Origin of the sequence: Streptomyces endophytica (assembly GCF_026153355.1) — a bacterium.
Taxonomy (GTDB): Bacteria; Actinomycetota; Actinomycetes; order Streptomycetales; family Streptomycetaceae; genus Streptomyces; species Streptomyces endophytica.
Genome location: NZ_CP110636.1, coordinates 1959240 through 1985431, shown reverse-complemented (window position 1 = coordinate 1985431; position 26192 = coordinate 1959240). Strand labels below are relative to the sequence as shown.

General features: G+C 69.5%; 21 protein-coding genes, 1 tRNA gene and 5 pseudogenes. 11 read left to right on the top strand and 16 right to left on the bottom strand.

The annotated features are described in order from the left end of the window. Positions 1-12: 12 nt before the first annotated feature. Together OJ254_RS08995 and OJ254_RS08990 are read left to right on the top strand one after the other, a co-directional pair. Positions 13-561 carry a helix-turn-helix domain-containing protein gene (locus OJ254_RS08995; protein ID WP_030412291.1) on the top strand — a complete coding sequence of 183 codons (549 nt, stop codon included), beginning with the start codon at positions 13-15 and terminating at the stop codon, positions 559-561. A 41-nt stretch (positions 562-602) separates the two neighbouring features. Continuing rightward, the gene (locus OJ254_RS08990; RefSeq protein ID WP_265361910.1) at positions 603-1967 is read left to right on the top strand and encodes a serine/threonine-protein kinase; all 1365 of its coding nucleotides are present in this window, start codon (positions 603-605) and stop codon (positions 1965-1967) included. A 31-nt stretch (positions 1968-1998) separates the two neighbouring features. On the opposite strand, the gene OJ254_RS08985 is transcribed toward OJ254_RS08990, so the two are convergent. The 15 genes and pseudogenes from OJ254_RS08985 to dnaA form a co-directional block, all read right to left on the bottom strand. Beyond that, positions 1999-2151 (bottom strand): hypothetical protein, encoded by a 153-nt coding sequence (locus OJ254_RS08985; RefSeq protein ID WP_265361909.1) that lies wholly within the window; start codon positions 2149-2151, stop codon positions 1999-2001. Beyond that, a complete protein-coding gene (locus OJ254_RS08980) occupies positions 2151-2603 on the bottom strand; it encodes a hypothetical protein (RefSeq protein WP_265361908.1) in 453 nt (150 codons plus the stop codon). Before OJ254_RS08980 ends, OJ254_RS08985 begins: the two co-directional genes overlap by 1 nt. Beyond that, positions 2513-3334 (bottom strand): hypothetical protein, encoded by an 822-nt coding sequence (locus tag OJ254_RS08975; RefSeq protein ID WP_265361907.1) that lies wholly within the window; start codon positions 3332-3334, stop codon positions 2513-2515. Before OJ254_RS08975 ends, OJ254_RS08980 begins: the two co-directional genes overlap by 91 nt. A 32-nt stretch (positions 3335-3366) precedes the next feature. Next, positions 3367-5253, bottom strand: a pseudogene (locus OJ254_RS31530) (vWA domain-containing protein). 287 nt (positions 5254-5540) lie between these two features. Further along, on the bottom strand, positions 5541-5675 hold the full coding sequence (locus OJ254_RS08965; RefSeq protein WP_003958712.1) for a DLW-39 family protein: 135 nt from the start codon (positions 5673-5675) through the stop codon (positions 5541-5543). A gap of 190 nt (positions 5676-5865) precedes the next feature. Next, positions 5866-5939 (bottom strand) — tRNA-Ile (locus OJ254_RS08960). 88 nt (positions 5940-6027) lie between these two features. After that, positions 6028-6566: pseudogene (locus tag OJ254_RS08955) on the bottom strand (DUF3566 domain-containing protein). Positions 6567-6731: 165 nt separating this feature from the next. Then, a complete protein-coding gene (gene gyrA / locus OJ254_RS08950; protein ID WP_265361905.1) occupies positions 6732-9326 on the bottom strand; it encodes a DNA gyrase subunit A in 2595 nt (864 codons plus the stop codon). A gap of 50 nt (positions 9327-9376) precedes the next feature. Further along, on the bottom strand, positions 9377-11431 hold the full coding sequence (gene gyrB / locus OJ254_RS08945; protein ID WP_279350192.1) for a DNA topoisomerase (ATP-hydrolyzing) subunit B: 2055 nt from the start codon (positions 11429-11431) through the stop codon (positions 9377-9379). 298 nt (positions 11432-11729) lie between these two features. After that, positions 11730-12263, bottom strand: a complete 534-nt coding sequence (locus OJ254_RS08940; protein WP_261956705.1) for a DciA family protein — start codon at positions 12261-12263, stop codon at positions 11730-11732. Then, positions 12260-13396: a DNA replication/repair protein RecF gene (gene recF / locus OJ254_RS08935; RefSeq protein WP_265361904.1), complete on the bottom strand. Its 1137-nt coding sequence runs from the start codon at positions 13394-13396 to the stop codon at positions 12260-12262. The genes OJ254_RS08940 and recF overlap by 4 nt, the downstream gene beginning before the upstream one ends. Positions 13397-13448: 52 nt before the next feature. After that, entirely contained in the window at positions 13449-14327 is an 879-nt protein-coding gene (gnd, locus tag OJ254_RS08930) for a phosphogluconate dehydrogenase (NAD(+)-dependent, decarboxylating) (protein WP_261956703.1), read from the bottom strand. Between the two features lie 212 nt (positions 14328-14539). Further along, positions 14540-15670: a DNA polymerase III subunit beta gene (gene dnaN, locus OJ254_RS08925; protein ID WP_261956702.1), complete on the bottom strand. Its 1131-nt coding sequence runs from the start codon at positions 15668-15670 to the stop codon at positions 14540-14542. Between the two features lie 898 nt (positions 15671-16568). Beyond that, positions 16569-16838, bottom strand: coding sequence for a helix-turn-helix domain-containing protein (locus tag OJ254_RS31525; RefSeq protein WP_423835869.1), 270 nt, complete (start codon positions 16836-16838; stop codon positions 16569-16571). 95 nt (positions 16839-16933) lie between these two features. Beyond that, positions 16934-18454: pseudogene (gene dnaA, locus OJ254_RS08920) on the bottom strand (chromosomal replication initiator protein DnaA); the annotation flags it as partial. A gap of 376 nt (positions 18455-18830) precedes the next feature. Between dnaA and rpmH the strand changes: the two are divergent. The 9 genes and pseudogenes from rpmH (at position 18831) to OJ254_RS08875 (ending at position 25718) form a co-directional block, all read left to right on the top strand. Continuing rightward, the gene (gene rpmH / locus OJ254_RS08915) at positions 18831-18968 is read left to right on the top strand and encodes a 50S ribosomal protein L34 (protein WP_003975051.1); all 138 of its coding nucleotides are present in this window, start codon (positions 18831-18833) and stop codon (positions 18966-18968) included. A gap of 23 nt (positions 18969-18991) precedes the next feature. Further along, positions 18992-19359 (top strand): annotated as a pseudogene (rnpA, locus tag OJ254_RS08910) (ribonuclease P protein component); the annotation flags it as partial. An 86-nt stretch (positions 19360-19445) separates the two neighbouring features. Then, the gene (gene yidD / locus OJ254_RS08905) at positions 19446-19763 is read left to right on the top strand and encodes a membrane protein insertion efficiency factor YidD (RefSeq protein WP_030412278.1); all 318 of its coding nucleotides are present in this window, start codon (positions 19446-19448) and stop codon (positions 19761-19763) included. A gap of 3 nt (positions 19764-19766) precedes the next feature. Continuing rightward, complete coding sequence (yidC, locus tag OJ254_RS08900) at positions 19767-20927, top strand: membrane protein insertase YidC (protein ID WP_265361903.1); 1161 nt, start codon at positions 19767-19769, stop codon at positions 20925-20927. Positions 20928-20941: 14 nt separating this feature from the next. Then, entirely contained in the window at positions 20942-21448 is a 507-nt protein-coding gene (locus OJ254_RS08895) for a Jag family protein (protein WP_261956698.1), read from the top strand. 136 nt (positions 21449-21584) lie between these two features. Beyond that, positions 21585-22310 carry a 16S rRNA (guanine(527)-N(7))-methyltransferase RsmG gene (rsmG, locus tag OJ254_RS08890; RefSeq protein ID WP_201805639.1) on the top strand — a complete coding sequence of 242 codons (726 nt, stop codon included), beginning with the start codon at positions 21585-21587 and terminating at the stop codon, positions 22308-22310. Between the two features lie 303 nt (positions 22311-22613). Continuing rightward, positions 22614-23684 carry an AAA family ATPase gene (locus OJ254_RS08885; protein ID WP_279350177.1) on the top strand — a complete coding sequence of 357 codons (1071 nt, stop codon included), beginning with the start codon at positions 22614-22616 and terminating at the stop codon, positions 23682-23684. Continuing rightward, positions 23681-24792: pseudogene (locus tag OJ254_RS08880) on the top strand (ParB/RepB/Spo0J family partition protein). Before OJ254_RS08885 ends, OJ254_RS08880 begins: the two are co-directional and overlap by 4 nt. A gap of 308 nt (positions 24793-25100) precedes the next feature. Further along, complete coding sequence (locus tag OJ254_RS08875) at positions 25101-25718, top strand: GNAT family N-acetyltransferase (protein ID WP_265361902.1); 618 nt, start codon at positions 25101-25103, stop codon at positions 25716-25718. Positions 25719-25826: 108 nt separating this feature from the next. On the opposite strand, the gene trxA is transcribed toward OJ254_RS08875, so the two are convergent. Beyond that, the gene (gene trxA / locus OJ254_RS08870; RefSeq protein WP_030412271.1) at positions 25827-26153 is read right to left on the bottom strand and encodes a thioredoxin; all 327 of its coding nucleotides are present in this window, start codon (positions 26151-26153) and stop codon (positions 25827-25829) included. Between the last annotated feature and the right edge of the window lie 39 nt (positions 26154-26192).

The following is a 26192-nucleotide window of genomic DNA, read 5'->3' as shown; positions in this document are numbered from 1 at the left end:
AGGGGAGACGGTATGGACGCAGCACAGCAGGAAGCCACCGCGCGGGCCCGGGAGCTGCAGCGCAGTTGGTACGGGGAGCCTCTGGGCGCGCTGTTCCGCCGACTCATCGACGACCTCGGTCTCAACCAGGCCCGGCTCGCCGCCGTGCTCGGGCTCTCGGCCCCGATGCTCTCCCAGCTGATGAGCGGGCAGCGGGCGAAGATAGGCAACCCGGCCGTGGTGCAGCGGGTCCAGGCACTGCAGGAGCTGTCGGGCCAGGTCGCGGACGGCAGCGTCAGCGCCGCCGAGGCCACCGACCGCATGGACGAGATCAAGAAGACGGCCGGCGGCTCGGTACTGAACAACACCGCGCAGCAGACGTCGTCGACGGGGGCGACCACGGTCCGCCGGGTGGTCCGCGAGATCCAGTCGCTGCTGCGCTCGGTCTCCGACGCCGGGGACATCATCGATGCCGCGAACACCCTCGCCCCCACTCACCCCGAACTGGCAGAGTTCCTCCGGGTCTACGGTGCCGGTCGCACCGCGGACGCGGTCGCCCACTACGAGGCGCACCAGAGTTAGCCACAGGGGACTTCGCGGGTACAGGAAGCGGACGGGGCGCAATGGGTGAGATCTTCGCCGGCCGGTACGAGCTGATCGACCCGATCGGACGCGGCGGGGTGGGCGCGGTCTGGCGCGCCTGGGACCACCGGCGGCGACGCTACGTGGCGGCGAAGGTGCTCCAGCAGAGCGATGCGCACACGCTGCTGCGCTTCGTCCGCGAACAGGCACTGCGGATCGACCATCCGCATGTGCTGGCCCCGGCGAGCTGGGCGGCGGACGACGACAAGGTGCTGTTCACCATGGACCTGGTGAGCGGCGGCTCGCTGGCCCATCTGACCGGCGATTACGGGCCCTTGCCGGCGCGGTTCGTGTGCACGCTGCTGGACCAGCTGCTGGCCGGGCTGACCGCGGTGCACGCCGAGGGCGTGGTGCACCGCGACATCAAGCCGGCGAACATCCTGCTGGAGGCCACCGGCACCGGCCGTCCGCATCTGCGGCTGTCGGACTTCGGCATCGCGATGCGCAAGGGCGAGCCGCGGCTGACCGAGGCCAACTACGTGGTGGGGACGCCCGGTTACTTCGCGCCGGAGCAGCTGCTGGGCGCCGAACCGGACTTCCCCGGCGACCTGTTCGCGGTCGGACTGGTCGCGATCTACCTGCTCACCGGCGTCAAACCGGATCCGGAGGCGCTGATCGGGCACTTCGCCGACGGGATCCCGAACGCGCCCGAGGGCGTACCGGAGCCGTTGTGGCAGGTGCTGGCGTCCCTGGTGCACCCGAACCCGGACGCGCGGTTCAAGACGGCCACCGGGGCGCGCAAGGCGATCCTGTCGGTGGTCGAGCTGCTGCCGGAGGCGACGGTCGAGGACGAGGTCGTCGAGGTCTTCGACCACATCGGGCCGCTGCCGGCCGGTTTCGGGCCGGAGGGGCCGCTGGCGACCGACGGGCCGGACGAGCCCACGCAGGACGACGGACCCGCGGCGGCCGGTGCCGGGACGACCGGGCCCGGGACGGCCGGACGCAGCACCCTCACCGGCACCGGGACGTCCGGGCGGGGCTCCTTCGCCGGCACCGACAGCTTCCCGCTCGCCCCGCCGGAACCGCGCACCCCACCGGAGCCGACCACCCCGCCGACGCCCGCTCCGCTGCCCCAGCCGGTCCCCGCGACGCCCCCGCCGCCCCCGGTGCCGGCGTACGAACCGACCGCCGCGGTCCGCCCCGAGGCGGCCGCCACCCGTCCCTACACGGCGGGCCCACACCTGGTCCCCGGGCAGCCGCCGGCCGGTATGCCGGCCGCCGCTCCGACCGTGGCGCCGCCCGCCCCCTACCGCAAGCCGGGACCGCCCCCGAAGGTCGCGGTCCCGGTGCTGATCGTGGCGCTGCTGTGCATCGCGGTCGGCGTCTGGGCGCTGCTCTCGGCCTGAGACCGCGCCCGGACCATCCGGACCCCGCGGCTCACCAGCCTCCCGGGGGCCCGAACTGCTGGCTCTCCTGCTTCCGTTGGGCGGGCGGACCGGCCGCCGCGGACCGCCGGGCCACCAGCGTCCACACCCCGAGCGCGGTCAGCAGCACCACGCCCGTGCCGATCCCGGCGTACGCGACCGTCATCAGGGTGCCGCTCCGCGCCGAGTCCTCCTGTGCGCTGCGGCCGTTCTGGGCCGCGTCCCGGTCGTCGGGCGTGACGGAGAAGTTCTGGGTGGGGAGGCGTATTCAGGGCCAGGCTTGGGCTTCTGGCGGACGTCCACGCGGAGCGTGAGGTCGGCGCCCTTGGCGAAGTACGGGGCGGTGTTCGGGTTGAGGCTCACTTCCAGGTAGTACCAGCCGGCGAAGCGCATCGCGCTGACCGCGTCGGTCGGGTTGAAGCGGTTGCCGTAGTCGACGGGTGCGGTGAACTTCTTCGCGGCGGCCCCGTTGTCGTACGCGACGAAACTGTCGTTGCCGACCGCGCCACGAGCAGGGTTGTAGACGCTCAGCCCGAGCGCGTTGGCGAGGAAATGCGAGGTGCCGGTGGTCGAGTTGGGCAGCTCCGCGCTGAGGTTGAGCTGCTGACCCCAGTCCACCGGTACGCGGTAGAAGCGGGTCTCGCCCGGCTCGATGTGGTCCTTCCAGACACCGGGGGCGACCGAGCCCGCGTCGTTGAAGCCGGTGCCGCCCTTGGCCCGGCGCTTGGTGGGGGCGGTCCGGGCAGGGGCGTGGCGGTGGACCAGGTGCCCGGCTGCGGGCGAGGAGGGGTGCTGCCCTTGATCGGGGGCTCTTGCAGGTAGTCCAGCTCGACCGGCCAGGCGTCGGGCCCGGAGGTCGCGGATCCCTCGCGGGTGAGGACGACGAAGTACGGCCCGGGCTTCTGGCATTGCGTGCGGTCGCTGCCGATGCGGCGGGTGGCGTAGTCGGCGATCGGATAGGCCATTCCGCCGCCGTGGAAGGACGGTGTCGCATCCGTGCCGCAGGGCTGGCCGCCGCTGTCCTGGACGCTGATGGTGAACTGGTCCTTGTAGTCCTCGACCTTGGTGCCGGGCCGGGGCGCGGCGACCACCGAGAAGTAGGCGTTGGTCGTGGCGTCGAGGGTGACCGCGTAGTACTTCTGCTGGCCGCGCCGAAGGGTGTCGGTGTGCAGCCCGGGCTTGAGCTCGGGGGCGTCCGCCCTGCTGGGGCTGCCCTTGACCGCCGTGGCATCGTCCGCCGTCCGGTAGCCGGGCACGGTCGCGGCCGAGGCCACGCCCACCGCCCCGGGCATTACGGCCACCGCTGCCAGCGCCGTCAGCGCGGCGGCCGCCCGTCCGCTGTGTTTCACGTGAAACACGGTCCGCCTCGCCGTGCGTACGGTCACCACGAGCCACCCCTCTTCGGATCCGAATTCCCGCCGCCGGCCGACGGTTTCCGGTGGGCCCGTACGTAGGCCAGTGCCAGACCGGCCAGCATCAGGACCCCCACTGCACCGACGGCTACGGCCATCACGCGTCCTGTGGACCATCCTCCACCGTCCTGTGAGGCACCGTCCGTCCGGCCCCCGGGAGTTCGCCCGGAGGCAGCACCGGTGACGGTGGCCGCACCGGCCTCGGGGCCGGCCTTCTCCTTGCCCAGCACCGCGACCCTCAGCACCACCCCGATACGCGGGTTCTGGGCGATCTCGGCGGCCTTGGCGCCCAGCGTCACGGCCAGGTAGAAGTCGCCCTTCTGGTGCACGGGAATGACGTTGGGGTGGCCCTCGTAGCGGTTGGTCCAGGCGACCGGGACCGTGCCCATCGCGAGCGAGGCCGGCCGCCCGTCGTACGGCACCGAGACGTCGAACTCCCCGGTGCCGCTGCCGACCGGGATACGGGCCGGTGTGTAGACCTGGGTGCCGCCGAACGAGGGGGTGGCGCTGTGGCCCCTCACCGTCGGTTCGTTGGCGAACTCCACGTCGTAGCGCAGCTGCTGGCCCCAGCCGACCGGCACCTTGTACCAAAGGGTCTGCGCCGGAAGGAGCCTGCCCCGCCAGACGCCCGGATGCAGGGTGCGCGCGTCGTTGAATCCGGTGCCGCCGGTGACGTCCCGGGGCGCGCTGGTGGGCAGGATCGCGTCCTTGCCGCCCGCGCCGTACTCGGCTCCGACTGTGCGGGGGTGACGCCCTTCGTCAGCCGTGGTTCCACGTGAAACGTCAGCTCCATCGGCCAGCGCGCGGCGTCCGAGCCCTCGGCGGCCTTGCGCTCGACGACCAGCCAGTACCGGCCCGCCTTGTCGCAGGTACCGGTGCCCGTCTCCGAGGGGACCCGGCTGACGGCGGACGTCAGTGGCGTGGCGCCCTCCGACTGCCCGAACATCGCGGTACTGGACTCACAGGCGCTGTCGGTGCCGTACGCGATCCGGGTGCGCACGGTGTCGAGGAGGCCGACGGTGGCCCCGGCCTGCGGCACCACGGTCGCCGAGAAGTCGGCCGTCGACGCGGCGTCCAGATCGACCGCGTAGAAGCGCTCCTCGTTGGGCCCGATGGAGTCCAGGTACTGACCGGGGGCGAGGTGCGGGGCGCTGCTCTTTGTCGCCGTGCCGCGGACCTGCTTCCCCTTGAACCGGTAGCCCTCCGCGGAGAGTTGGCCGGCCTCTGGAGCTGGCGGGCCAGCGCTCGGGCGTCCGGGGCGTCGTAATAACGGCCGTTGCCGGCCTTGGCGATGCATTCCAGCTGTGCGCGGGCCTTGCCGGCCACCTGGAAACCGATGGCGTCGATGTGCAGATCGACGCCGGACGCGGCGAGTTGGGCCGCGACCTTGCACGGCGGCGGTGCCTGGCAGTTGTCCTCGCCGTCGGAGATCAGCAGGATCGTGCGCTTGCCGACCGAGCCGCCGGCCGGCCGGGGGAGGTCATCGGCCGCCTTGCGCAGCGACAGCCCGATGGGGGTGTCGCCCTTCGGCCGGACGCCCGTGACGGCCCGCTTCAGCCCCGCCCGGTCGAGCGCGCCGACCGGACGGACGAGCCGGGTGTCGTCGCAGCCCTTGGGTTTGTCGGCGCCGTAGACCCGCAACCCGGTCGGATAGCCGTCCGGCAGGGCGTCCACGACGGCGCCCACGGCCTTACGGGCGGCGGCGATCCGAGTGCTGCCGGCCCGTCGCTCCCGCTCATCGAGCCGGAGGAGTCGAGCACCATCACCATGCCGCTGCCCGCCGCGGCCGGCGCCGCCTCGGCTGTCCCCGCGGCGATGGCCTGAAACGGTGCGGCCACGGCGGCCAGGGCCAGCATCAGCCCGCCGAGCAACGCCACCGCCCTCTGCGTGGTCGGTGTGCCATGCCTTGATCCCCCTGGAGTCCTGCTGGTTACGACACAGACAGAATCTTTGCTTATGCAAGCTAATGGTGTGCGATCGCAAACTCAAGAGCGTCACCGTCACGGTCCCGCAACGACGATCAGCCGCCCCGGCCCACTCCCCGGCACCCCTCGCACACCGCCCCGCCCGCCCCCGGACATACGAAACCCGACTGCCACCGGGCAATCGGGGTTCGTACGAACTTGCTGTACGTAGGTGCGTCTCAGACACCCGAACCTGCGGGCACGGAGTCGGTCGCCTCCGTCCACAGATCCTGCTCGGCGCGATCCGCCTGGATCTGGCGGTACACGAGGAGCCCGCCGATGGCGGCCAGTGCGACCAGGAGAAGCTTCTTCACCGCGCGACCTCGTCTTTCGTTGACGTAGGGGACCTATGTCGGCCGATGATACACACCGGCCGATACCGATCGGTTACCTAGCTCGCAGTCGGCAACGCCTCGTTCGCGGGCGCCCGCCGCGAGCCAACTTCCGCACCGGAACAACGAATCGGCCCGGCGGGGAGTTCCCCGGCCGGGCCGATCGGTGCGGTGCGGCTACCAGGACTTGAACCTGGGGCCTCTTCCTTATCAGGGAAGCGCTCTAACCGTCTGAGCTATAGCCGCGCGTTCGCTGCACCGAAAGATTAGCGCACTTCAGAGGCGTTCCCAAAATCGGTTCCGGGAGCCCCCCGGACGCCCTGTCGTACGGGCCTCATTCGTCCTCGGCGAGGGTCAGCTCCACGCCCCCGACGAACCCGGCCGAGAGGTTGTAGATGAAGGCGCCGAGGGTGGCCAGCGCGGTCGCCAGCACCACGTCGATCACCGCGATGATCCCGGTGAACAGCAGCACCCGCGGCAGCGACAGAAACGTCTGGAGATCGAAGCCGCCGCCGTCGCCGGAGCCGGTGGCCTCGCTGATCGTCCCGCCGACCGTGGAGAAGACGCCCATCGCGTTCATGACCATCCACAGCACCGAGACGGCACGACCGTGCAGATGCCCAGCGCGATGGAGAGCAGGAAGCTGACCTTCATCACCGACCACGGATCGGCCCGCGCGACCCGCAGCCGGGCCTTGCGCGTCCGCGGGGCCGTAGCGGCGCCCGTACGGGGCTTGCGGACCGCCTGGGGCCCGCCGCCCTGCCCACCGGCGGTGGAATACGCCTGGGGCGGCTGGTACGGCGCTTGCGGGCCCTCTGCGGCCTGCTGGGCCGGATCCTGCGGCTGCGGCTGCGGCTGGCGGGTGTCGCTCACGGGTCCCCCCTGGTGCTCGCCCTCGTGTCGGGGGCCGTCGGCAGAAATGGCGGAGCCACGGGCGCTGTCCTCCGTCACGGTCGCGGGTCCCGACGGGGAGTCCTTCCCGACTCCCCGTCCACCCGCCGCAGCGCCCGTGGCTCCACTCATGACCTACTCCTCGTGCTACTCCGCCGGGGGCTCGGTCACCTCTGCCGCCTCGGTCTCGGGGTCCTCCCCGTCGACCTCTTCGGCTTCCCGGCCGGCCTCGGCGTTCCGTGCGATGCCCACGACGGCATCGCGCTTGCCCAGGTTGATCAGTTGGACGCCCATGGTGTCACGGCCGGTCTCCCGGACTTCGTTGACCCGCGTACGGATCACGCCACCGCCGAGCGTGATGGCGAGGATCTCATCGGTCTCCTCGACGACCAGCGCGCCGACCAGCGAACCCCGGTCCTCGACGATCTTGGCGGCCTTGATGCCCAGACCGCCGCGGCCCTGGACGCGGTACTCGTCGACCGCGGTGCGCTTGGCGTACCCGCCGTCCGTGGCCGTGAAGACGTAGGTGTTCGCGCGGACCACGTTCATCGAGAGCAGCTCGTCACCCTCGCGGAAGCTCATGCCCTTCACACCGGAGGTCGCCCGGCCCATCGGCCGCAGCGCCTCGTCGGACGCGGTGAAGCGGATCGACTGGGCCTTCTTGCTGATCAGCAGCAGGTCGTCGGTCTCCGAGACCAGCTCGGCGCCGATCAGCTCGTCGTCCGTGCCGTCCTCCTGCTCGCGCAGGTTGATCGCGATGACACCACCGGACCGCGGCGAGTCGTAGTCCTTGAGCGGCGTCTTCTTCACCAGGCCGGCCTTCGTGGCGAGGACCAGGTACGGCGTGGCCTCGTAGTCGCGGATCGCCAGGATCTGCGCGATCTGCTCGTCCGGCTGGAAGGCGAGCAGGTTGGCGACGTGCTGACCACGGGCGTCGCGGCCCGCGTCCGGCAGTTCGTAGGCCTTGGCGCGGTAGACCCGGCCCTTGTTCGTGAAGAACAGCAGCCAGTGGTGGGTGGTGGAGACGAAGAAGTGGTCGACGATGTCGTCTTCCTTGAGCTTCGTGCCCCGAACGCCCTTGCCGCCGCGCTTCTGCGAGCGGTAGTCGTCCGTCTTCGTGCGCTTCACATAGCCGCCACGGGTGATCGTGACGACGATGTCCTCCTCGGCGATGAGGTCCTCGATGGACATGTCGCCCTCGAAGGGCACCAGCTTGGAGCGCCGGTCGTCGCCGAACTTCTCGACGATCGCGGCGAGTTCCTCGCTGATGATCTGGCGCTGCCGCTCGGGGGAGGCCAGGATCTGGTTGTACTCGTTGATCTTGCGCTGCAGCTCGTCGTGCTCGGCGGTGATCTTCTGGCGTTCCAGGGCGGCCAGCCGGCGCAGCTGCATCTCCAGGATCGCGTTCGCCTGGATCTCGTCGATCTCCAGCAGGCCCATCAGGCCCTCGCGCGCGACCTCGACCGTGTCACTGCGCCGGATCAGCGCGATGACCTCGTCGATGGCGTCCAGGGCCTTGAGCAGACCGCGCAGGATGTGCGCCCGCTCCTCGGCCTTGCGCAGCCGGAACTTCGTCCGGCGGACGATGACCTCGATCTGGTGGGTGACCCAGTTGCGGATGAACGCGTCCAGGGAGAGCGTGCGCGGCACGCCGTCCACCAGGGCGAGCATGTTCGCCCCGAAGTTGGTCTGCAGATCGGTGTGCTTGTAGAGGTTGTTGAGGACGACCTTGGCGACCGCGTCCCGCTTGAGGACGATCACCAGCCGCTGGCCGGTGCGCGAGGAGGTCTCGTCGCGGACGTCGGCGATGCCGCCGATCTTGCCGTCCTTCACCAGGTCGGCGATCTTCTGGGCGAGGTTGTCCGGGTTGACCTGGTAGGGCAGCTCGGTGACCACCAGGCACTGGCGGTTCTGGATCTCCTCGACCTCGACGACCGCGCGCATGGTGATCGAGCCGCGGCCGGTGCGGTAGGCCTCCTCGATGCCCTTGCGGCCCACCACCAGCGCGCCGGTGGGGAAGTCCGGGCCCTTGACCCGCTCGATCAGCGCGTCCAGCAGCTCCTCGGCGGAGGCGTCCGGGTGCTCCAGTGCCCACTGGGCACCGGCGGCGACCTCGCGGAGGTTGTGCGGCGGGATGTTCGTCGCCATGCCGACCGCGATACCGGCCGAGCCGTTGATCAGCAGGTTGGGGAAGCGGGACGGCAGGACCGTCGGCTCCTGGTTGCGGCCGTCGTAGTTGTCCTGGAAGTCGACGGTCTCCTCGTCGATGTCCCGGAGCATCTCCATCGACAGCGGCGCCATCTTGCACTCGGTGTACCGCATGGCCGCGGCCGGGTCGTTGCCCGGGGAGCCGAAGTTGCCGTTGGAGTCGACCAGCGGCATCCGCATCGACCACGGCTGCGCCAGACGCACCAGCGCGTCGTAGATGGAGGTGTCGCCGTGCGGGTGGTACGTACCCATGACGTCGCCGACGACGCGGGCGCACTTGTAGAAGCCCTTCTCGGGGCGGTACCCGCCGTCGTACATCGCGTACAGGACGCGGCGGTGGACGGGCTTGAGGCCGTCCCGGACGTCCGGCAGCGCACGCGAGACGATGACGGACATCGCGTAGTCGAGGTAGGAGCGCTGCATCTCCGTCTCGAGCCCGACGGGCTCGACGCGCATCCCGACGCCTTCGATGGCGGCGGGCGCGCCCTCGGCGGTCACGCCGTCCGGGGTCACAGGGGGGTTCTCGTCGGCCATGGTGGTTCAAAGTCCTTTCGAGCTGCGGCTGTTGTTCGGGCCGACAGGGCTCAGATGTCGAGGAAGCGGACGTCCTTGGCGTTGCGCTGGATGAACGAGCGGCGTGCCTCGACGTCCTCGCCCATGAGCACCGAGAACAGGTCGTCGGCGCGGGCCGCGTCGTCCAGCGACACCTGGCCGAGCACACGGTGGTCGATGTCCATGGTCGTCACCCGCAGCTCCTCGGCGTTCATCTCGCCGAGACCCTTGAACCGCTGGATCGAGTCCTCACGGATCCGCTTGCCGTTCTGCTTGCCGAGCTCGACCAGCGCGTCCCGCTCCGAGTCGGAGTAGGCGTACTCGAAGTCGTCCCGGCCCCACTTGATCTTGTACAGCGGCGGGCGGGAGAGGTAGACGTGACCGGCCTCGACCAGCGGGCGCATGAAGCGGAACAGGAAGGTCAGCAGCAGGGTGTTGATGTGCTGGCCGTCGACGTCGGCGTCCGCCATCAAGATGATCTTGTGGTACCGGAGCTTCTCGATGTCGAAGTCCTCGTGCACGCCCGTGCCGAAGGCCGAGATCAGCGCCTGGACCTCGTTGTTCTGCAGGATCTTGTCGACCCGGGCCTTCTCGACGTTGAGGATCTTGCCGCGGATCGGCAGGATCGCCTGGTACTCCGGGTTCCGGCCGGACTTGGCCGAGCCGCCGGCGGAGTCACCCTCGACGATGAAGATCTCGCACTTGGTCGGGTCGTTGGACTGGCAGTCGCTCAGCTTTCCGGGCAGCGACGCGGTCTCCAGCAGGCCCTTACGGCGGGTCAGATCGCGCGCCTTACGGGCGGCCACCCGGGCGGTCGCCGCCTGGATGCCCTTGCGGATGATGTCCGCGGCCTCGTTGGGGTTGCGGTCCAGCCAGTCGTTGAGGTGCTCGTGAACCACCTTCTGGACGAAGGTCTTGACCTCGGTGTTGCCCAGCTTGGTCTTCGTCTGGCCCTCGAACTGCGGCTCGGCGAGCTTGACCGAGATGATCGCCGTCAGACCCTCGCGGATGTCCTCGCCCGTGAGGTTGTCGTCCTTCTCGCGGAGCAGCTTCTTGTCGCGCGCGTAGCGGTTGATCAGGCCGGTCAGCGCCGCGCGGAAGCCCTCTTCGTGGGTGCCACCCTCGTGGGTGTGGATGATGTTCGCGAAGCTGTAGACACCCTCGCTGTACTGGGTGTTCCACTGCATGGCGAGGTCGACGGAGAGGTTCCGCTCCTTGTCCTCGGCCTCCACCGAGACGACCGTCGGGTGCACCAGCTCGCCCTTGCGGGAGTTGAGGTACTTCACGAAGTCGACGATGCCGCCCTCGTAGTGGTACCGCACCGAGAGCGGCTTGCCGTCCTCGTCCACGTGGTCCGCGCGCTCGTCCTTGAGCGAGATGGTCAGCCCCTTGTTGAGGAACGCCATCTCCTGGAAGCGCCGGGACAGCGTCTCGAAGCTGTACGTGGTGGTCTCGAAGATCTCGCCGTCGGCCCAGAACGTGACCGAGGTGCCGTGCTTGTCGGTCGCCTCGTGCTGGGCCAGCGGGGCGGTGGGCACGCCCTGCTTGTACTCCTGGGTCCAGCGGTAACCGTCCGTGTGGATCTCGACCGCGACCCGGGTCGACAGGGCGTTCACCACGGACACACCCACGCCGTGCAGACCACCGGAGACCGCGTACCCGCCGCCGCCGAACTTGCCGCCGGCGTGCAGGACGGTCAGCACGACCTCGACGGCCGGCTTGTTCTCGGACGGCACGATGCCGACGGGGATACCGCGGCCGTTGTCGACGACGCGCACGCCGCCGTCGGCCAGGATCGTCACGTCGATGGTGTCGGCGTGGCCGGCCAGCGCCTCGTCGACGGAGTTGTCGACGACCTCCTGCACGAGGTGGTGCAGACCGCGCTCGCCCGTCGAGCCGATGTACATGCCAGGGCGCTTACGGACCGCGTCCAGGCCTTCGAGGACGGTGATCGCGCTGGCGTCGTACGACGTCTCCACCGAGGAGTCGCCCATGGCGCCGGCAGGAACCCCCTCTTCAGTAGAAGCCGTGTTGTTCTCGTTGAGGTCGCCGGAGTCGGCCACGAAGCGCCCTTTCTGGCACAGCACAAGCCCCTTCCGCGCCTGTGCGGGTCACCCCGGGAAAACAGGCGGGAGCGGCTGCGTCGTTCGACATATTCCGCGAGTGGGCGGGATTGCTACCAGTGTACCGGTGGCGCCGACACTCATGGGGGTTTGCAGGCACCTGAGTCGTCATGTGCCGCCCTGAACCGCCGTCCGCCGACTCCCCATATTCGAGACGGGGCCCCAGGACGCTCAAACGGGCACTCAGCGCTTCCGGCTGTCAACCGGCGGCTACCGTGAGCGGAGTCTCACCCGCCGCAGTGGTTCACCCGTGTCCTACGGCCTATCCGTAGGTGTCGCCCGGCCCCTTGCTGCCGGGCGCGCGCAGCGCTCCGTACCGGCGGGCGGGACCCCCCGGACCCAGCACCTTGAGCATCTTGACCGTGCCGTGGCCCAGGTCCTCGTTGAGCCGGGCCACCAGCTGGGGGGCCAGCAATCGCAGCTGGGTCGCCCACGCCGTGGAATCGCACTGCACGGTCAGCACCCGGGCATCCTCGTCGTAGCGCTGCGGCTCGCAGTGCTGCGCCACCTCGGGGCCGACCAGCTGCGGCCAGCGGCCCATCACCCCGCCGACCGCGGCCGGGGTCTCCCAGCCGCGCTCCGTGATCAGCCGGTTGATCGCCGCCCCGAGCGGCAGCGGATCGCGGCCGTCCGCCCGCGCGCCGGAGCGCAGGCCCCCGCGCCGGGCCTGCTTCTTCTGCTGCGCGGCCGCGCCCCGCGCCCGCGCCTGCTCCTTCGCAGCCACCAGCGCCTGCCGGGCCAGGTCCACTCCGGACAGCTCCGGGGGCTCGGGCCGGTCGGACTGCTGCTCGCTCACGGGGTCACCTTCTCGACGGCGCCGTCGGAGACCGCGTAGCGCGCCCCGACCAGCACCCCGGGCACATCGTCGTCGACCGCCGCCGTCACCAGCACCTGCTCGCCCGGGGCCACCAGCTCCGCCAGCCGCTCCCGGCGCCGCGCGTCCAGCTCGGCGAAGACGTCGTCCAGGACCAGCACCGGTTCGTTGCCCTCGGCGCGCAGCAGGTCGTACGAGGCCAGCCGCAGCGCCAGCGCGTACGACCAGGACTCGCCGTGGCTGGCGTAGCCCTTGGCCGGCAGCTGGCCGAGCTTCAGCACCAGGTCGTCGCGGTGCGGGCCGACCAGCGTCACCCCGCGCTCGATCTCCTGCTTGCGGGCCTCGCCGAGCGCGGCCAGCAGCACGCCGTACAGGTCCTCGCGGGACGTCGCACCGGCCATCGCCTCGCCCGCCGAGGGACGGTACTCCAGCGTCAACGGACCGCCGCCCGGGGCGAGTTGCTCATACGCCTTGTCGGCGAGCGGCTGCAGCGCGGCGATCAGGTCGAGGCGCTGCGCCAGCAGTTCGGCGCCGGCCCGGGCCAGATGCTGGTCCCACACGTCGAGCGTCGAGAGGTCCATCTGCCGTCCGCCGTGCCGCCGGGCCAGCGCCGCGGTCTTGAGCAGGGTGTTGCGCTGCTTGAGGACGCGGTCGTAGTCGGCGCGCACCCCGGCCATCCGGGGCGAGCGCGCGGTGATCAGCTCGTCCAGGAACCGCCGGCGCTCGCCGGGGTCGCCCTTGATCAGCGCCAGATCCTCCGGCGCGAACAGCACCGTCCGCACGATGCCCAGCACATCACGCGGCCTGACCTGCGAGGACCTGTTGATACGGGCGCGATTGGCCTTGCCGGGATTCAGCTCCAGCTCGATCAGCTGCTGCCGCTCGCCCTGCGCGACGGCGGCCCGGATGACCGCCCGCTCGGCGCCCATCCGCACCAGCGGCGCGTCCGAGGAGACCCGGTGGCTGCCGAGCGTGGCCAGATAGCCGACCGCCTCGACGAGGTTGGTCTTGCCCTGCCCGTTGGGGCCCACGAACGCCGTGACGCCCGGATCGAGCGGGACCTCGACCCGGGCGTACGAGCGGAAGTCGGCGAGCGACAGATGCGTCACGTGCATGGCGGTGCGCCGACCTCCCCCGGCTGCGTGGTGGTGCCAGTACTGCTGGTGGTTACTTCTTGCTCTCGACCGCGTGGCCGCCGAACTGGTTGCGCAGCGCGGCGATCATCTTCATCTGCGGCGAGTCGTCCTGGCGGGACGCGAAGCGGGCGAAGAGCGAGGCCGTGATCGCGGGCAGCGGCACGGCGTTGTCGATGGCGGCTTCCACAGTCCACCGGCCCTCGCCGGAGTCCTGTGCATAACCGCGCAGCTTCTCCAGGTGCTCGTCGTCGTCGAGGGCGTTGACGGCCAGGTCGAGCAGCCAGGAGCGGATGACCGTGCCCTCCTGCCAGGAGCGGAAGACCTCGCGCACGTCCGTGACGGAGTCGACCTTCTCCAGCAGCTCCCAGCCCTCGGCGAAGGCCTGCATCATCGCGTACTCGATGCCGTTGTGGACCATCTTCGCGAAGTGGCCGGCGCCGACCTTGCCGGCGTGCACCGAGCCGAACTCGCCCTCGGGCTTGAGGGCGTCGAAGATCGGCTGCACCTTGGCGACGTCGTCCTTGTCGCCGCCGTACATCAGCGCGTAGCCGTTCTCCAGGCCCCAGACGCCGCCGGAGACGCCGCAGTCGACGAAGCCGATGCCCTTGGCCTTCAGCTCCTCGGCGTGCTTCTCGTCGTCGGTCCAGCGGGAGTTGCCGCCGTCCACGACGATGTCGCCGGGCGAGAGCAGCTCGGCCAGCTCGTCGATCGTGGACTGGGTGGCGGCACCGGCCGGCACCATGACCCAGACCACCCGCGGACCCTTCAGCTTGTCCACAAGCTCCTGGAGGCTGTTCACATCCGCCAGGTCCGGGTTGCGGTCGTATCCGACGACGGTGTGGCCGGCGCGGCGGATGCGCTCGCGCATGTTGCCGCCCATCTTGCCGAGACCGACGAGACCGAGCTCCATCAGAGACCCTCTTTGCACGTAGTCGTTGCTGTTCGTACCCGAGTCCGAGCCTACGCCCGCAGGTCCGCGCACACCTGTGGGCTCAGCCGCTCATCAGGGCCCTTCAGCCGGTCGCCGCAAGGGCCCCGCCGCGGCGCGCTCCCGGCCGTCAGCCCGACAGCCGCACGGGCATGCTGCAGCCGTGCGAGGGCCGACCCTCGCGCTCCCGGCCGTCAGCCCGACAGCCGCACGGGCATGATCAGGTACTTGTAGGCCTCGTCCGCCTCGGCGTCCTTGGCGGGGCGACCGCTCAGCAGCGCCGGCTTGGTGGACGTCGTGAACGACAGCTGCGCCACGGGGGAGTCGATCGCCGACAGGCCCTCCAGCAGGAAGCCCGGGTTGAACGCGATCGAGATGTCGTCGCCGTCCAGATCGGCGTCGACCCTCTCCACAGCCTGTGCATCGTCGCTGGAGCCGGCCTCCAGGATCAGCACGCCCTGCTCGAAGCTCAGCCGGACCGGGGTGTTGCGCTCGGCGACCAGCGCCACGCGCTTGACGGCCTCGACGAACGGAGCGGTCTCGATCACCGCGACCGAATTGAACTCGGTCGGGAAGAGCGTGCGGTACTTGGGGAGGTCGCCTTCCAGCAGACGGGTGGTCGTGCGCCGCCCGGCGCCCTCGAAGCCGATCAGGCCCTCGCCCTGGCCGGAGCCGGACAGCGCGAGCGTGACCGTGTCGCCGCTGCTCAGGGACTTGGCGGTGTCCAGCAGGGTCTTGGCCGGGACCAGCGCGACCGCGGAGGCGTCCGGGCTCTCCGGCTTCCACAGGAACTCACGGACCGCGAAGCGGTAGCGGTCGGTGGAGGCCAGGGTGACGGTGTCGCCCTCGATCTCGATGCGGACGCCGGTGAGCACCGGGAGGGTGTCGTCACGGCCGGCCGCGATGGCGACCTGGGCGGCGGCCGCGGCGAAGACCTCGCCGGGGACCGTGCCGGTCGCGGTCGGCATCGCCGGCAGGGACGGGTACTCCTCCACAGGAAGGGTGTGGAGGGTGAACCGCGAGGAGCCACAGACCACGGTCACCCGTACACCGTCGGTGGAAATCTCCACCGGGCGGTTGGGGAGGGCGCGGCAGATGTCGGCGAGCAGCCGGCCGGAGACGAGGACCGTGCCCTCCTCTTCGACCTCGGCCTCCACCGAGACGCGCGCCGAGACCTCGTAGTCGAAGCCGGAGAGGCTCAGTGCGCCGTCCTCGGCCTTCAGCAGCAGGCCCGCGAGGACGGGCACCGGCGGACGGGCCGGGAGGCTCTTGGCCGCCCAGGCCACTGCCTCCGCGAGTACATCGCGCTCCACCCGGATCTTCACCGGAAACCGCCTCCTGCTGTTGCTGGCTTACGCCCTGCTGGCCTTCGTCGTCGGCTCAGTGGCCGGAGACCAGTCTGACGCACGCCACCGACAGTCGGTGCGGCTCGGGGTCAAGTCGACTCGGGCGACGTCGGACGCCGGGCCGCCGAGTTGTGCACAGGCCCCGTTTCCGAACGAGTTCCCCGGTAGATATCCGTGGTCGTAGTAGTAGGCCCTGTGGAAACCGTGGACAACTGCGTCTGCGCAGGTCAACGTCGGTTTTTTGTCCACCGAGGCTGTGGGCGGGGGCCGTGGATAAGCGGCCTGTGCTGTGGACTGCGGAAAGTTCTGCACACCCGATGCACAGGAGACGGGCAGTTCTCCCCAGTGCCATCCCCAGCTTTACCCACGTTCCCCACAGCCCAACCCATCACCTTGGTGTGACCGCTTTCACTCAGCCCGGTGAGAGGGGGTGTTGCGTTGCCGAACAGTGGACAGGGGTGTGGAGAAGCTCGGGATTGCTGGGGACAACGGCGGCTCACCTGTGGGCGGGCGGTGGACAAAAGATCCACTGCCCTGTGGACGAAATCTCTGTCCACACCCTGTGGAGAGCGGTTGGCCACAAATCCACACCCGGCTGACCTCCTCCGATCTCCCCTCGGAGGGCCCGGCTGTGGATCCCACAGGGATAACTTTCCTCTCCCCAGGGTGTGGACGGAAGATTCTTGCCCAATCTGTGGAGAGAGGCCGTGACCAGGCGCGGAATCGAACACGGCCGGCGGCGCTCCACAGCCCGGGGACGGCGGCGCGGCGCGTCGTACACCGCCCCGGGGCGGCCCCGGAACGGCGAAGGGCGCCCGGGAGCGGGTCCCGGGCGCCCTGGGCGCGGTCGGTCCGAGGCGGCGCGTCGGCCGCGCCCTCAGCCGTTCTTGATGCGGTTGGTCAGCTCGGTGACCTGGTTGTAGATCGACCGCCGCTCGGCCATCAGCGCGCGGATCTTGCGGTCGGCGTGCATCACGGTCGTGTGGTCCCGGCCGCCGAACTGCGCGCCGATCTTCGGCAGCGAGAGATCCGTCAGCTCGCGGCACAGGTACATGGCGATCTGCCGGGCGGTGACCAGGACCCGGCTGCGGGACGAGCCGCAGAGGTCGTCGATGGTCAGGCCGAAGTAGTCGGCGGTCGAGGCCATGATCGCGGTGGCGGTGATCTCCGGAGCGGCGTCCTCGCCGCCGGGATCAGGTCCTTCAGCACGATCTCGGTGAGCCCCAGGTCCACCGGCTGCCGGTTGAGCGAGGCGAACGCGGTGACCCGGATCAGGGCGCCCTCCAGCTCGCGGATGTTGCGCGAGATCCGGGACGCGATGAACTCCAGCACCTCCGGCGGGGCGTTCAGCTGCTCCTGCACCGCCTTCTTGCGGAGGATCGCGATCCGGGTCTCCAGCTCGGGCGGCTGGACGTCGGTGATCAGGCCCCACTCGAAGCGGTTGCGCAGCCGGTCCTCCAGGGTGACCAGCTGCTTGGGCGGCCGGTCACTGGAGAGCACGATCTGCTTGTTGGCGTTGTGCAGCGTGTTGAAGGTGTGGAAGAACTCCTCCTGCGTCGACTCCTTGCTCGCCAGGAACTGGATGTCGTCGACCAGCAGGATGTCCATGTCCCGATAGCGCTTGCGGAACGCGTCCGCCTTGCCGTCGCGGATGGAGTTGATGAACTCGTTGGTGAACTCCTCCGAGCTCACGTACCGCACCCGGGTGCCGGGGTAGAGGCTGCGGGCGTAGTGCCCGATCGCGTGCAGCAGGTGGGTCTTGCCCAGACCCGACTCCCCGTAGATGAACAGCGGGTTGTACGCCTTGGCCGGGGCCTCGGCGACGGCGACCGCGGCGGCGTGCGCGAAGCGGTTCGAGGCACCGATGACGAAGGTGTCGAAGAGGTACTTCGGGTTCAGCCGGGCGGTGGGCTCACCCGGGCCGGTGGCCGGCGCGGGCTGCGCGGCGAGCGGGCCCGGGGCGCCGCTGGGCGCCGGCAGCGCGGCACCGGGGCCGGAGCGGCCGTTGTGGCCACCGGGCTGGTGCTCGGGGAGGTCGCGGCGCTGCGCGTCGTACGGGGAGCGCGCGCCGTCGGAGTGCCCCGGGGGGACGCCGCGGTCCTGGCCGCGGTAGTCCGGCTGCGCCTGCTGGTGCTGCGGTACGTGGGGCGCCGACGGGTACGGCTCGCGCCACTGCTCCGCGGACGTCTCGCGCTCGGGGAAGCCGCCCAGGTGCTGCTGCTGCCAGCCGTAGTCCTCGCGCGGGCCGGGGCCGCCGGGGGCGATGTGCTGGGGCCAGGCGCCGGGTTCGTGCCGCGGCTGCTGGTAGTCCGGGTAGGCGGGGCGGACGCCGGGCAGGTCGTCGCCCTGGTGCCCGTAGCCCTGCCGGCTGTCGTGCCGGGGCTCGTAGTCATACGTCTCGTGCTGCTGCGGCGCCGGGTGCTGCTGATGGTGCTGCGGCTGCTGGGGCGACTGGTGCTGCACGGGCGCGGACGGCGCCGGCGGCTCCTCGGAGGAGTCGTCGACGGTGATAGCGATCCGGATCGGGCGGCCGCACTCATGGCTGAGGGCCTCCCCGATCAGCGGCGCCAGCCGGCCTTCGAGCACGCCCTTGGCGAATTCGTTGGGCACGGCGAGCAGCGCGGTGTCGGCCACCAGCGCCAGCGGCTGGGTGCGCTTGAGCCAGTCCTGGTCCTTCGGCTTGAGGCCGTCGGCCTCCGCACGAAGAAGATGATCGAGCACGCGCGGCCACACTGCGGCAAGATCGGCAGGTACATCAGCCACAGGGCACGCTCTCTCACAGTCCCACGAATGTGTGATTCTCAGGACGGGCGGGAAGGAATCGGAGTTCAGCCAAGGTAGTCAGGGCGGGCCTGGTGATTCAAGTCGTTGTCCACAGGCTGTGCATAGTGTGTCCTGACGACGTGCCGTGCGGGCTCCCATGGAGCCGGTTTGACCGGATGGCGTAGCCGCGCGTACCGTGACCAGGTCGAGTTGTCGATGGCTGCTGCCGCCTGCCTCCGATGGGCAAAGATCGCGCTCTGGTGATCGTGTAGCGGTGCACTTAGGCGTTGCGAGCTACTCGTGGGCGCACGGTGACAGCCAACGACGCCCCACATCTGTCTCACCTTGAGACAACAAGCATTCCTGGAGCCCCCGAGTGAGCAAGCGCACCTTCCAGCCGAACAACCGCCGCCGCGCGAAGACCCACGGCTTCCGTCTGCGCATGCGGACCCGTGCCGGCCGCGCGATTCTCGCGACGCGCCGCAGCAAGGGTCGCGCCCGCCTGTCGGCCTGAGCAGCCCGACCTAGGTCCATGACGTGCTGCCTACCGAAAATCGGCTGAGGCGGCGCGAGGACTTCGCGACCGCGGTACGCCGGGGACGCAGGGCCGGGCGCCCGCTCCTTGTCGTGCATTGTCGTAGCGGTTCAACGGACCCGCACGCAGCGGGGGAAAGTGTTCCCCGACGCGTGCGGGTTTCGTCGTGAGCAAGGCCGTTGGCATCGCGGTCGTCCGCAACAAGGTCAAGCGGCGCCTTCGGCATCTCCTGCGTGACCGGCTGGACCGGCTTCCCGCCGGTAGCCTGGTTGTCGTACGGGCCCTGCCCGGCGCGGGCACCGCGGACCACGACGAGCTGGCCCGCGACCTGGACGCCGCCCTGGAGCGGCTGCTGGGAGGGTCGCCGAGAGGCTCCAACCCCGCGGGGGCCGCGACCGGCAGTGGTTGTGCCGCGGACCCCCGGAACCCCGGCCGGGGCCCGGGAGGGAGCGCACAGTGAAGTACCCGCTGCTGCTTTTGATCAAGATCTACCAGTGGACCATCAGCCCCCTGCTGGGGCCGGTCTGCAAGTACTACCCGTCGTGCTCGCACTATGGCTATACGGCCATCGACCGGCACGGCGCGGTGAAAGGGACTGCGCTGACAGCCTGGCGCATCCTGCGCTGCAATCCGTGGTCGCTCGGTGGCGTCGACCACGTCCCTCCCCGGAAGCGTCCGGTCTGGCACCAGCGGCTGAGGAGCCGTCTGGGCGGGACTGCCGTCCATGAACCCGCCGCCCAGCCCGAGACTCAGCCCAACGCCCAAGGAGCCTGATTCGTGGACACGATCCTGAATCCTCTCTATTACGCCGTTTCCTGGATCATCGTCCAGTTCCACTCGTTCTACAGCCTGGTCTTTGATCCGAACAGTGGTGCGGCGTGGGGTCTGTCCATCGTCTCGCTGGTGGTGCTGATCCGTATCTGCCTGATCCCGCTCTTCGTGAAGCAGATCAAGTCGACGCGGAACATGCAGGCGCTCCAGCCGAAGATGAAGGCGATCCAGGAGCGCTACAAGAGCGACAAGCAGCGCCAGTCCGAAGAGATGATGAAGCTCTACAAGGAGACGGGCACCAACCCGCTCTCGAGCTGTCTCCCGATTCTGGCCCAGTCGCCGTTCTTCATCTCGCTGTACCAGGTCCTCAGCCACATCGCGAACGGCAAGACGGTCGGTTTCATCGACCAGACGCTGCTGCAGAGCGCGCAGAAGGCACACATCTTCGGCGCCCCGCTGGCCGCGAAGTTCATGGACAGCGCGGCGAAGATCGAGAGCCTCGGTGCCTCGGTCACCAACGTCCGCGTGGTCACGGTCATCATGATCGTCCTGATGTCGGCGTCGCAGTTCTACACGCAGCGCCAGCTGATGACCAAGAACGTCGACCTCACGGTGAAGACGCCGTTCATGCAGCAGCAGAAGATGCTGATGTACGTCTTCCCGATCATGTTCGCCGTCTTCGGCATCAACTTCCCCGTCGGTGTCCTCGTCTACTGGCTGACCACCAACGTGTGGACCATGGGCCAGCAGATGTTCGTCATCCGTCGTAACCCGACCCCGGGCAGCAAGGCGTTCGCCGAGCGCCAGGAGCGGCTGCGGGCCCAGGGCAAGCTGGTCGAGAGCCCGGCCGAGGTCGCGGCGAAGAAGGCCGTCGAGGAAGCGCGCCAGAACCGCCAGCAGCCCAAGCGTCAGACGAAGTCCAAGCGGCAGACCGGCGCGACGCCGGCCGGCGGTGCCCAGGCCCGGACGCAGAACCGTACGCGGGCCGGCTCGGCGGGCACGGCGGACGACTCGGCGGGCTCCGGCCAGGGCGGAGCGAAGAAGCAGTCGCTGGAGAAGAAGTCCGCGCAGGACGGCACCGCGCAGAGCGGCTCGTCCGGGTCCCGCTCCGCGAAGTCCGGCCAGCGCAAGGGCCAGCAGCGCCCCAAGCACCCGTCGAAGAAGTAAGAAGGAGTCCTTTCGTGACGGACACGACCCCTGCCACCGAGGGCACCGACACCCTGACCCGCCTGGAGCAGGAAGGCGAGATCGCGGCCGACTACCTCGAGGGTCTGCTGGACATCGCCGACCTCGACGGTGACATCGACATGGACGTCGAGGCCGACCGCGCCGCTGTGTCGATCATCAGCGACTCGACCAGCCGCGACCTGCAGAAGCTGGTGGGACGCGACGGTGAGGTGCTGGAGGCGCTGCAGGAACTGACCCGGCTGGCCGTGCACCGGGAGACCGGTGACCGCAGCCGTCTGATGCTGGACATCGCCGGCTTCCGGGCGCGCAAGCGCGAGCAGCTCACGGCGATCGGTGCGAAGGCGGCCGAGGAAGCCCGTGGTACCGGTGAGCCGGTGAAGCTGGACCCGATGACGCCGTTCGAGCGCAAGGTCGTGCACGACGCGGTGGCGGCGGCCGGGCTGCGGAGCGAGTCCGAGGGTGAGGAGCCGCAGCGCCGAGTGGTTGTCCTCCCGGCCTGACCGCTCAGCGCTTCCGTTTTTTCTTTGGCCCCGTCTGCTCGCAGGCGGGGCCAAAAGTTGTCAGCGTTCTGTGTTATTCCGGGTGCGTGACCCAGGTTCCCGGCAGGAAAAACAGTCCAGAGGAAGGGCGGTTCCCGTGACGGAGGCAGCAGCGGAGCTCCCTCCTGCGCCGAAGGCGGCACAGGAGGTATTCGGTGAGCGCTTTCCGGAGGCCGTGCGCTACGGCGAACTGCTCGCCGACGCAGGGGTGACGCGAGGGCTGATCGGGCCGCGCGAGGTGCCGCGGCTGTGGGAGCGGCATCTGCTGAACTGCGCGGTGCTCTCCGAGGTCGTGCCCGAGGGCGTCTCGGTCTGTGACGTGGGCTCGGGGGCCGGGCTGCCCGGCATCCCGCTGGCTCTGGTGCGGCCGGACCTGAAGATCACGTTGCTGGAGCCACTGCTGCGGCGGACGAATTTCCTCCAGGAAGTCGTCGAGTTGCTCGGCCTCGACCATGTGACGGTCGTGCGGGGACGGGCCGAAGAGGTCATGGGCAAGCTGCCGCAGGTGCATGTGGTGACCGCGCGGGCGGTGGCTCCGCTGGACCGGCTGGCCGGCTGGGGCGTTCCGCTGCTGCGTCCGTACGGCGCGATGCTGGCCCTCAAGGGCGATGCCGCGGAGGAGGAGCTCAAGGGTGCCCGGGCCGCGCTGAGCAAGCTCGGTGTGGTCGACACCTCGGTGGTGCAGGTCGGCGAGGGCATCGTGGATCCGCCGACGACGGTGGTACGGGTCGAGGTGGGCGAGAGCCCCGGCGGTGTGCGCTTCGCGGCGAAGCGGGCGAAGGCGGCGCGAGCCAGTCGTCCGACGAGGGGGCGCCGGCGCTGAGGCATCAGCCGGAGCCGTGGAGACCGGCGTGGGCAGAGGGAATCCCCGTTCCGCGAAATAGGGGAAGCGGTATTTCCATAAACCCCATCAAAACGGCACAAGACGGAGTGTCGCGGCTTATTCAGACGCGACGCTGGCATCGTGTTTCACGTGAAACGTCGCTCTCTGCTGCAAGGGATCATCGGCCGTGGTCGTGCGGCTGCCGCGCCGCGCGACCGTAGACCCACACGGGTAACGGAAGTATCCACAGACGTGGGTTTGTCCACAGGAGAACGGACCTCACTGGTTCACGACGCCGAAAGCATGGCAGGCTCTGAACATTGCGAGCCTGATGTCGAGGAGAGTGAATCCTTGCGGTCCGACGCCAACATCGCGGGACCGATGACCGATCCGGTCCCCGGTCCCCGTAGCGAGTCGTTCGGGGACGACGTTTCACGTGAAACGCCGCCCCCGATGGACGACACCCCGATCGGTCGTGCAGCTCAGCTGGCGGTAGAGGCACTCGGCCGCGCGGGCGAGGGGCTTCCCCGGCCCGAACAGACCCGGGTCATGGTCGTTGCCAACCAGAAGGGCGGGGTCGGTAAGACCACGACCACCGTGAACCTGGCGGCCTCCCTGGCCCTGCACGGGGCACGGGTTCTGGTCATCGACCTCGACCCCCAGGGCAATGCGTCGACGGCGCTGGGGATCGACCATCACGCCGAAGTGCCGTCCATCTATGACGTGCTGGTGGACAGCAAGCCGCTCTCCGATGTGGTGCAGCCGGTCGTGGATGTGGAGGGGCTGTTCTGTGCGCCCGCCACGATCGATCTGGCCGGCGCCGAGATCGAGCTGGTCTCGCTGGTGGCCCGGGAAAGCCGGCTGGACCGGGCCATCAAGGCGTATGAGCAGCCGCTGGACTACATCTTCATCGACTGCCCGCCCTCGCTGGGCCTGCTGACGGTCAATGCGTTGGTCGCGGGGGCCGAGGTGCTGATTCCGATTCAGTGCGAGTACTACGCACTGGAGGGACTGGGGCAGCTGCTGCGGAACGTCGACCTGGTGCGGGGTCATCTCAACCCGCAGCTCCATGTCTCGACGATTCTGCTGACCATGTACGACGGACGCACCCGGCTGGCCTCCCAGGTCGCCGACGAGGTCCGTAACCACTTCGGTCACGAGGTGCTCCGTACCAGCATCCCCCGCTCCGTGCGGATCTCCGAGGCACCCAGCTATGGGCAGACAGTGCTCACCTATGATCCCGGATCCAGTGGTTCGCTTTCGTATCTCGAAGCGGCCCGGGAGATCGCGCTGCGTGGGGCCCCGCAGACCGGGGGCCAGGGCCTCAGCGTCACCTATGAAGGACAGCACAGCATCTCGGAGGGGACTCAGTGAGCGAACGACGTAGAGGCCTGGGCCGTGGGCTCGGGGCGCTGATCCCCGCGGCACCGCAGAGCACGGACCATGCCGGGCCCGCGGTGGGGCAGGGAGCGACATCACCCTCGTCCGTACCGGTCCTGGCGCCGGAGCGAGGGGTGGCCGCCGCCAAGGTGACCTCGCTTCCGACGCACGGTGTTTCACGTGAAACGGAAGCGCCGGCAGCGGTGGAGCCGTCGGCGGACGGGGTATCGGAGGTGGCGGGTGCGCACTTCGCCGAGGTGCCGCTCGATGCCATCACCCCGAACCCGCGCCAGCCGAGAGAGGTCTTCGACGAGGACGCGCTCGCCGAACTGATCACCTCCATCAAGGAGGTGGGCCTGCTCCAGCCGGTGGTGGTTCGTCAGACCGGTCCCGGCCGGTACGAGCTCATCATGGGGAGCGCCGCTGGCGGGCCTGCCGTGAGGCGGGGCTGGAGAAGATTCCGGCGATCGTGCGGGCGACGGAGGACGAGAAGCTCCTCCTCGACGCGCTGCTGGAGAACCTGCACCGGGCCCAGCTCAACCCGCTGGAAGAGGCGGCCGCCTATGACCAGTTGCTCAAGGACTTCCAGTGCACGCATGACGAGCTGGCCGACCGGATCGGGCGCTCGCGTCCGCAGGTCTCCAACACGCTGCGTCTGCTGAAGCTCTCCCCGTCCGTGCAGAAGCGGCTGGCTGCCGGGGTGCTCTCGGCGGGTCATGCCCGGGCGCTGCTCTCCGTGGAGGACTCCGAGGAGCAGGACCGTCTCGCGCGCCGCATCGTCGCCGAGGGGCTGTCGGTGCGTTCGGTCGAGGAGATCGTGACGCTCATGGGGTCGACCCCCGCGAGCCCGAGCAAGGCGAAGGGGCCCCGTGCGGGCACCCGGGTCTCCCCCGCGCTCACCGGACTCGCCTCCCGGCTCTCCGACCGCTTCGAAACCCGGGTGAAGGTCGACCTGGGCCAGAAGAAGGGAAAGATCGTCGTTGAGTTCGCCTCGATAGACGATCTGGAGCGCATCCTCGGCACTCTCGCCCCAGGTGAAGGTCCCGTCCTGGGTCAGACGCTGGCCGAGGAGAACGATGAGGAGACCGGCGAAGAGCAGTGAGCTGACGCCTACGGCTCCCGGGCGGGCCGTGTTCCGGAGTCCATACCGGAACACGGTCCGCCCTTTGCTCTCTCGCGCTACCCGTGCCCGTAAAGGGTGGATACGATGCGTTCGGGTATGGCACGCATCCACGTGGAGACGCCTCACATCGAGGAGAGGGCCATGCGATCGGTGAGCCGCACCGGAATGCTGGCAGCGGGCTTCGGCCTGGCAGCCGTCGGAGGCTTCGTTGGTGGTCTGCTCAGAGAGCCGGCCGTGCTGACGGCACTGCGCGGTGCGGCGGGCGAGAGAAGTGAGGACCTGGTTCCATGGGCCGTCGGCTCGTACCGCTCACGCTGGACAACCTTCCGGATCTCCCCAAGCGCTGCCGCTCCTGTGTCTTCTGGGAGCTCGACCCCGTCAGCGGCGAGGCCGCGGTAAAGGCGGGACGTCCCGAGCTGGAGAAGGAAGCCTGGATCTCGGCGGTCCTGCTGGAATGGGGATCCTGCGGGCGGGTTGTCTACGTCGACGAGGTGCCGGTGGGGTTCGTGATGTACGCCCCTCCGGCTTACGTGCCGCGCTCGATCGCCTTCCCGACCAGCCCGGTATCACCGGACGCGGTGCAGCTGCTGACCGCATGGCTGACGCCCGGATATCAGGGCCAGGGGCTGGGCCGGGTCATGGTTCAGACGGTCGCGAAGGACCTCACTCAGCGAGGGTTCAAGGCGATCGAGGCGTTCGGCGATGCTCGCTGGACCGAGCCGGCCTGTGTGCTGCCCGCCAACCATCTCCTCGCGGTGGGCTTCAAGACCGTACGGCCTCATCCCCGCTTTCCGCGGCTGCGCCTTGAGCTGAGGACCACGATCTCGTGGAAGGAAGATGTGGAGATGGCACTCGACCGCCTGCTGGGCGCCGTCCAGAAGGAGCCCGCCCTGCGGCCGCTGTAGCGCACGATGTTTCACGTGAAACGGAGCTCTGTTTCACGTGAAACGGAGAACGGGCCCGTCCTCGGTGAGGAACGGGCCCGTTTCACGTGAAACAGACGATGAGGTGACTCAGGCGAGGTAGTCCGCCAGGTCGCGCTCGATCGCGGCCTTCGGCTTGGCGCCGACGATGGTCTTCACGACCTCGCCGTCCTTGTAGACGTTCATCGTCGGGATCGACATGACGCCGTACTTGGCGGTGGTCGCCGGGTTCTCGTCGGTGTTCAGCTTGGCGATGACGATCTCGTCGTGCTCCGCGGCAATGGCCTCCAGGGAGGGGGCGACCTGACGGCACGGGCCGCACCAGGTGGCCCAGAAGTCCACGAGGACGGGCTTGTCGCTCTTGAGGACGACCTCTTCGAAGTTGGCGTCCGTGACGGTCACCGTGGCGCCGGCCATGGCAATCTCCTTATTGGGTGGGTGGTGGGAAAGCTGGGG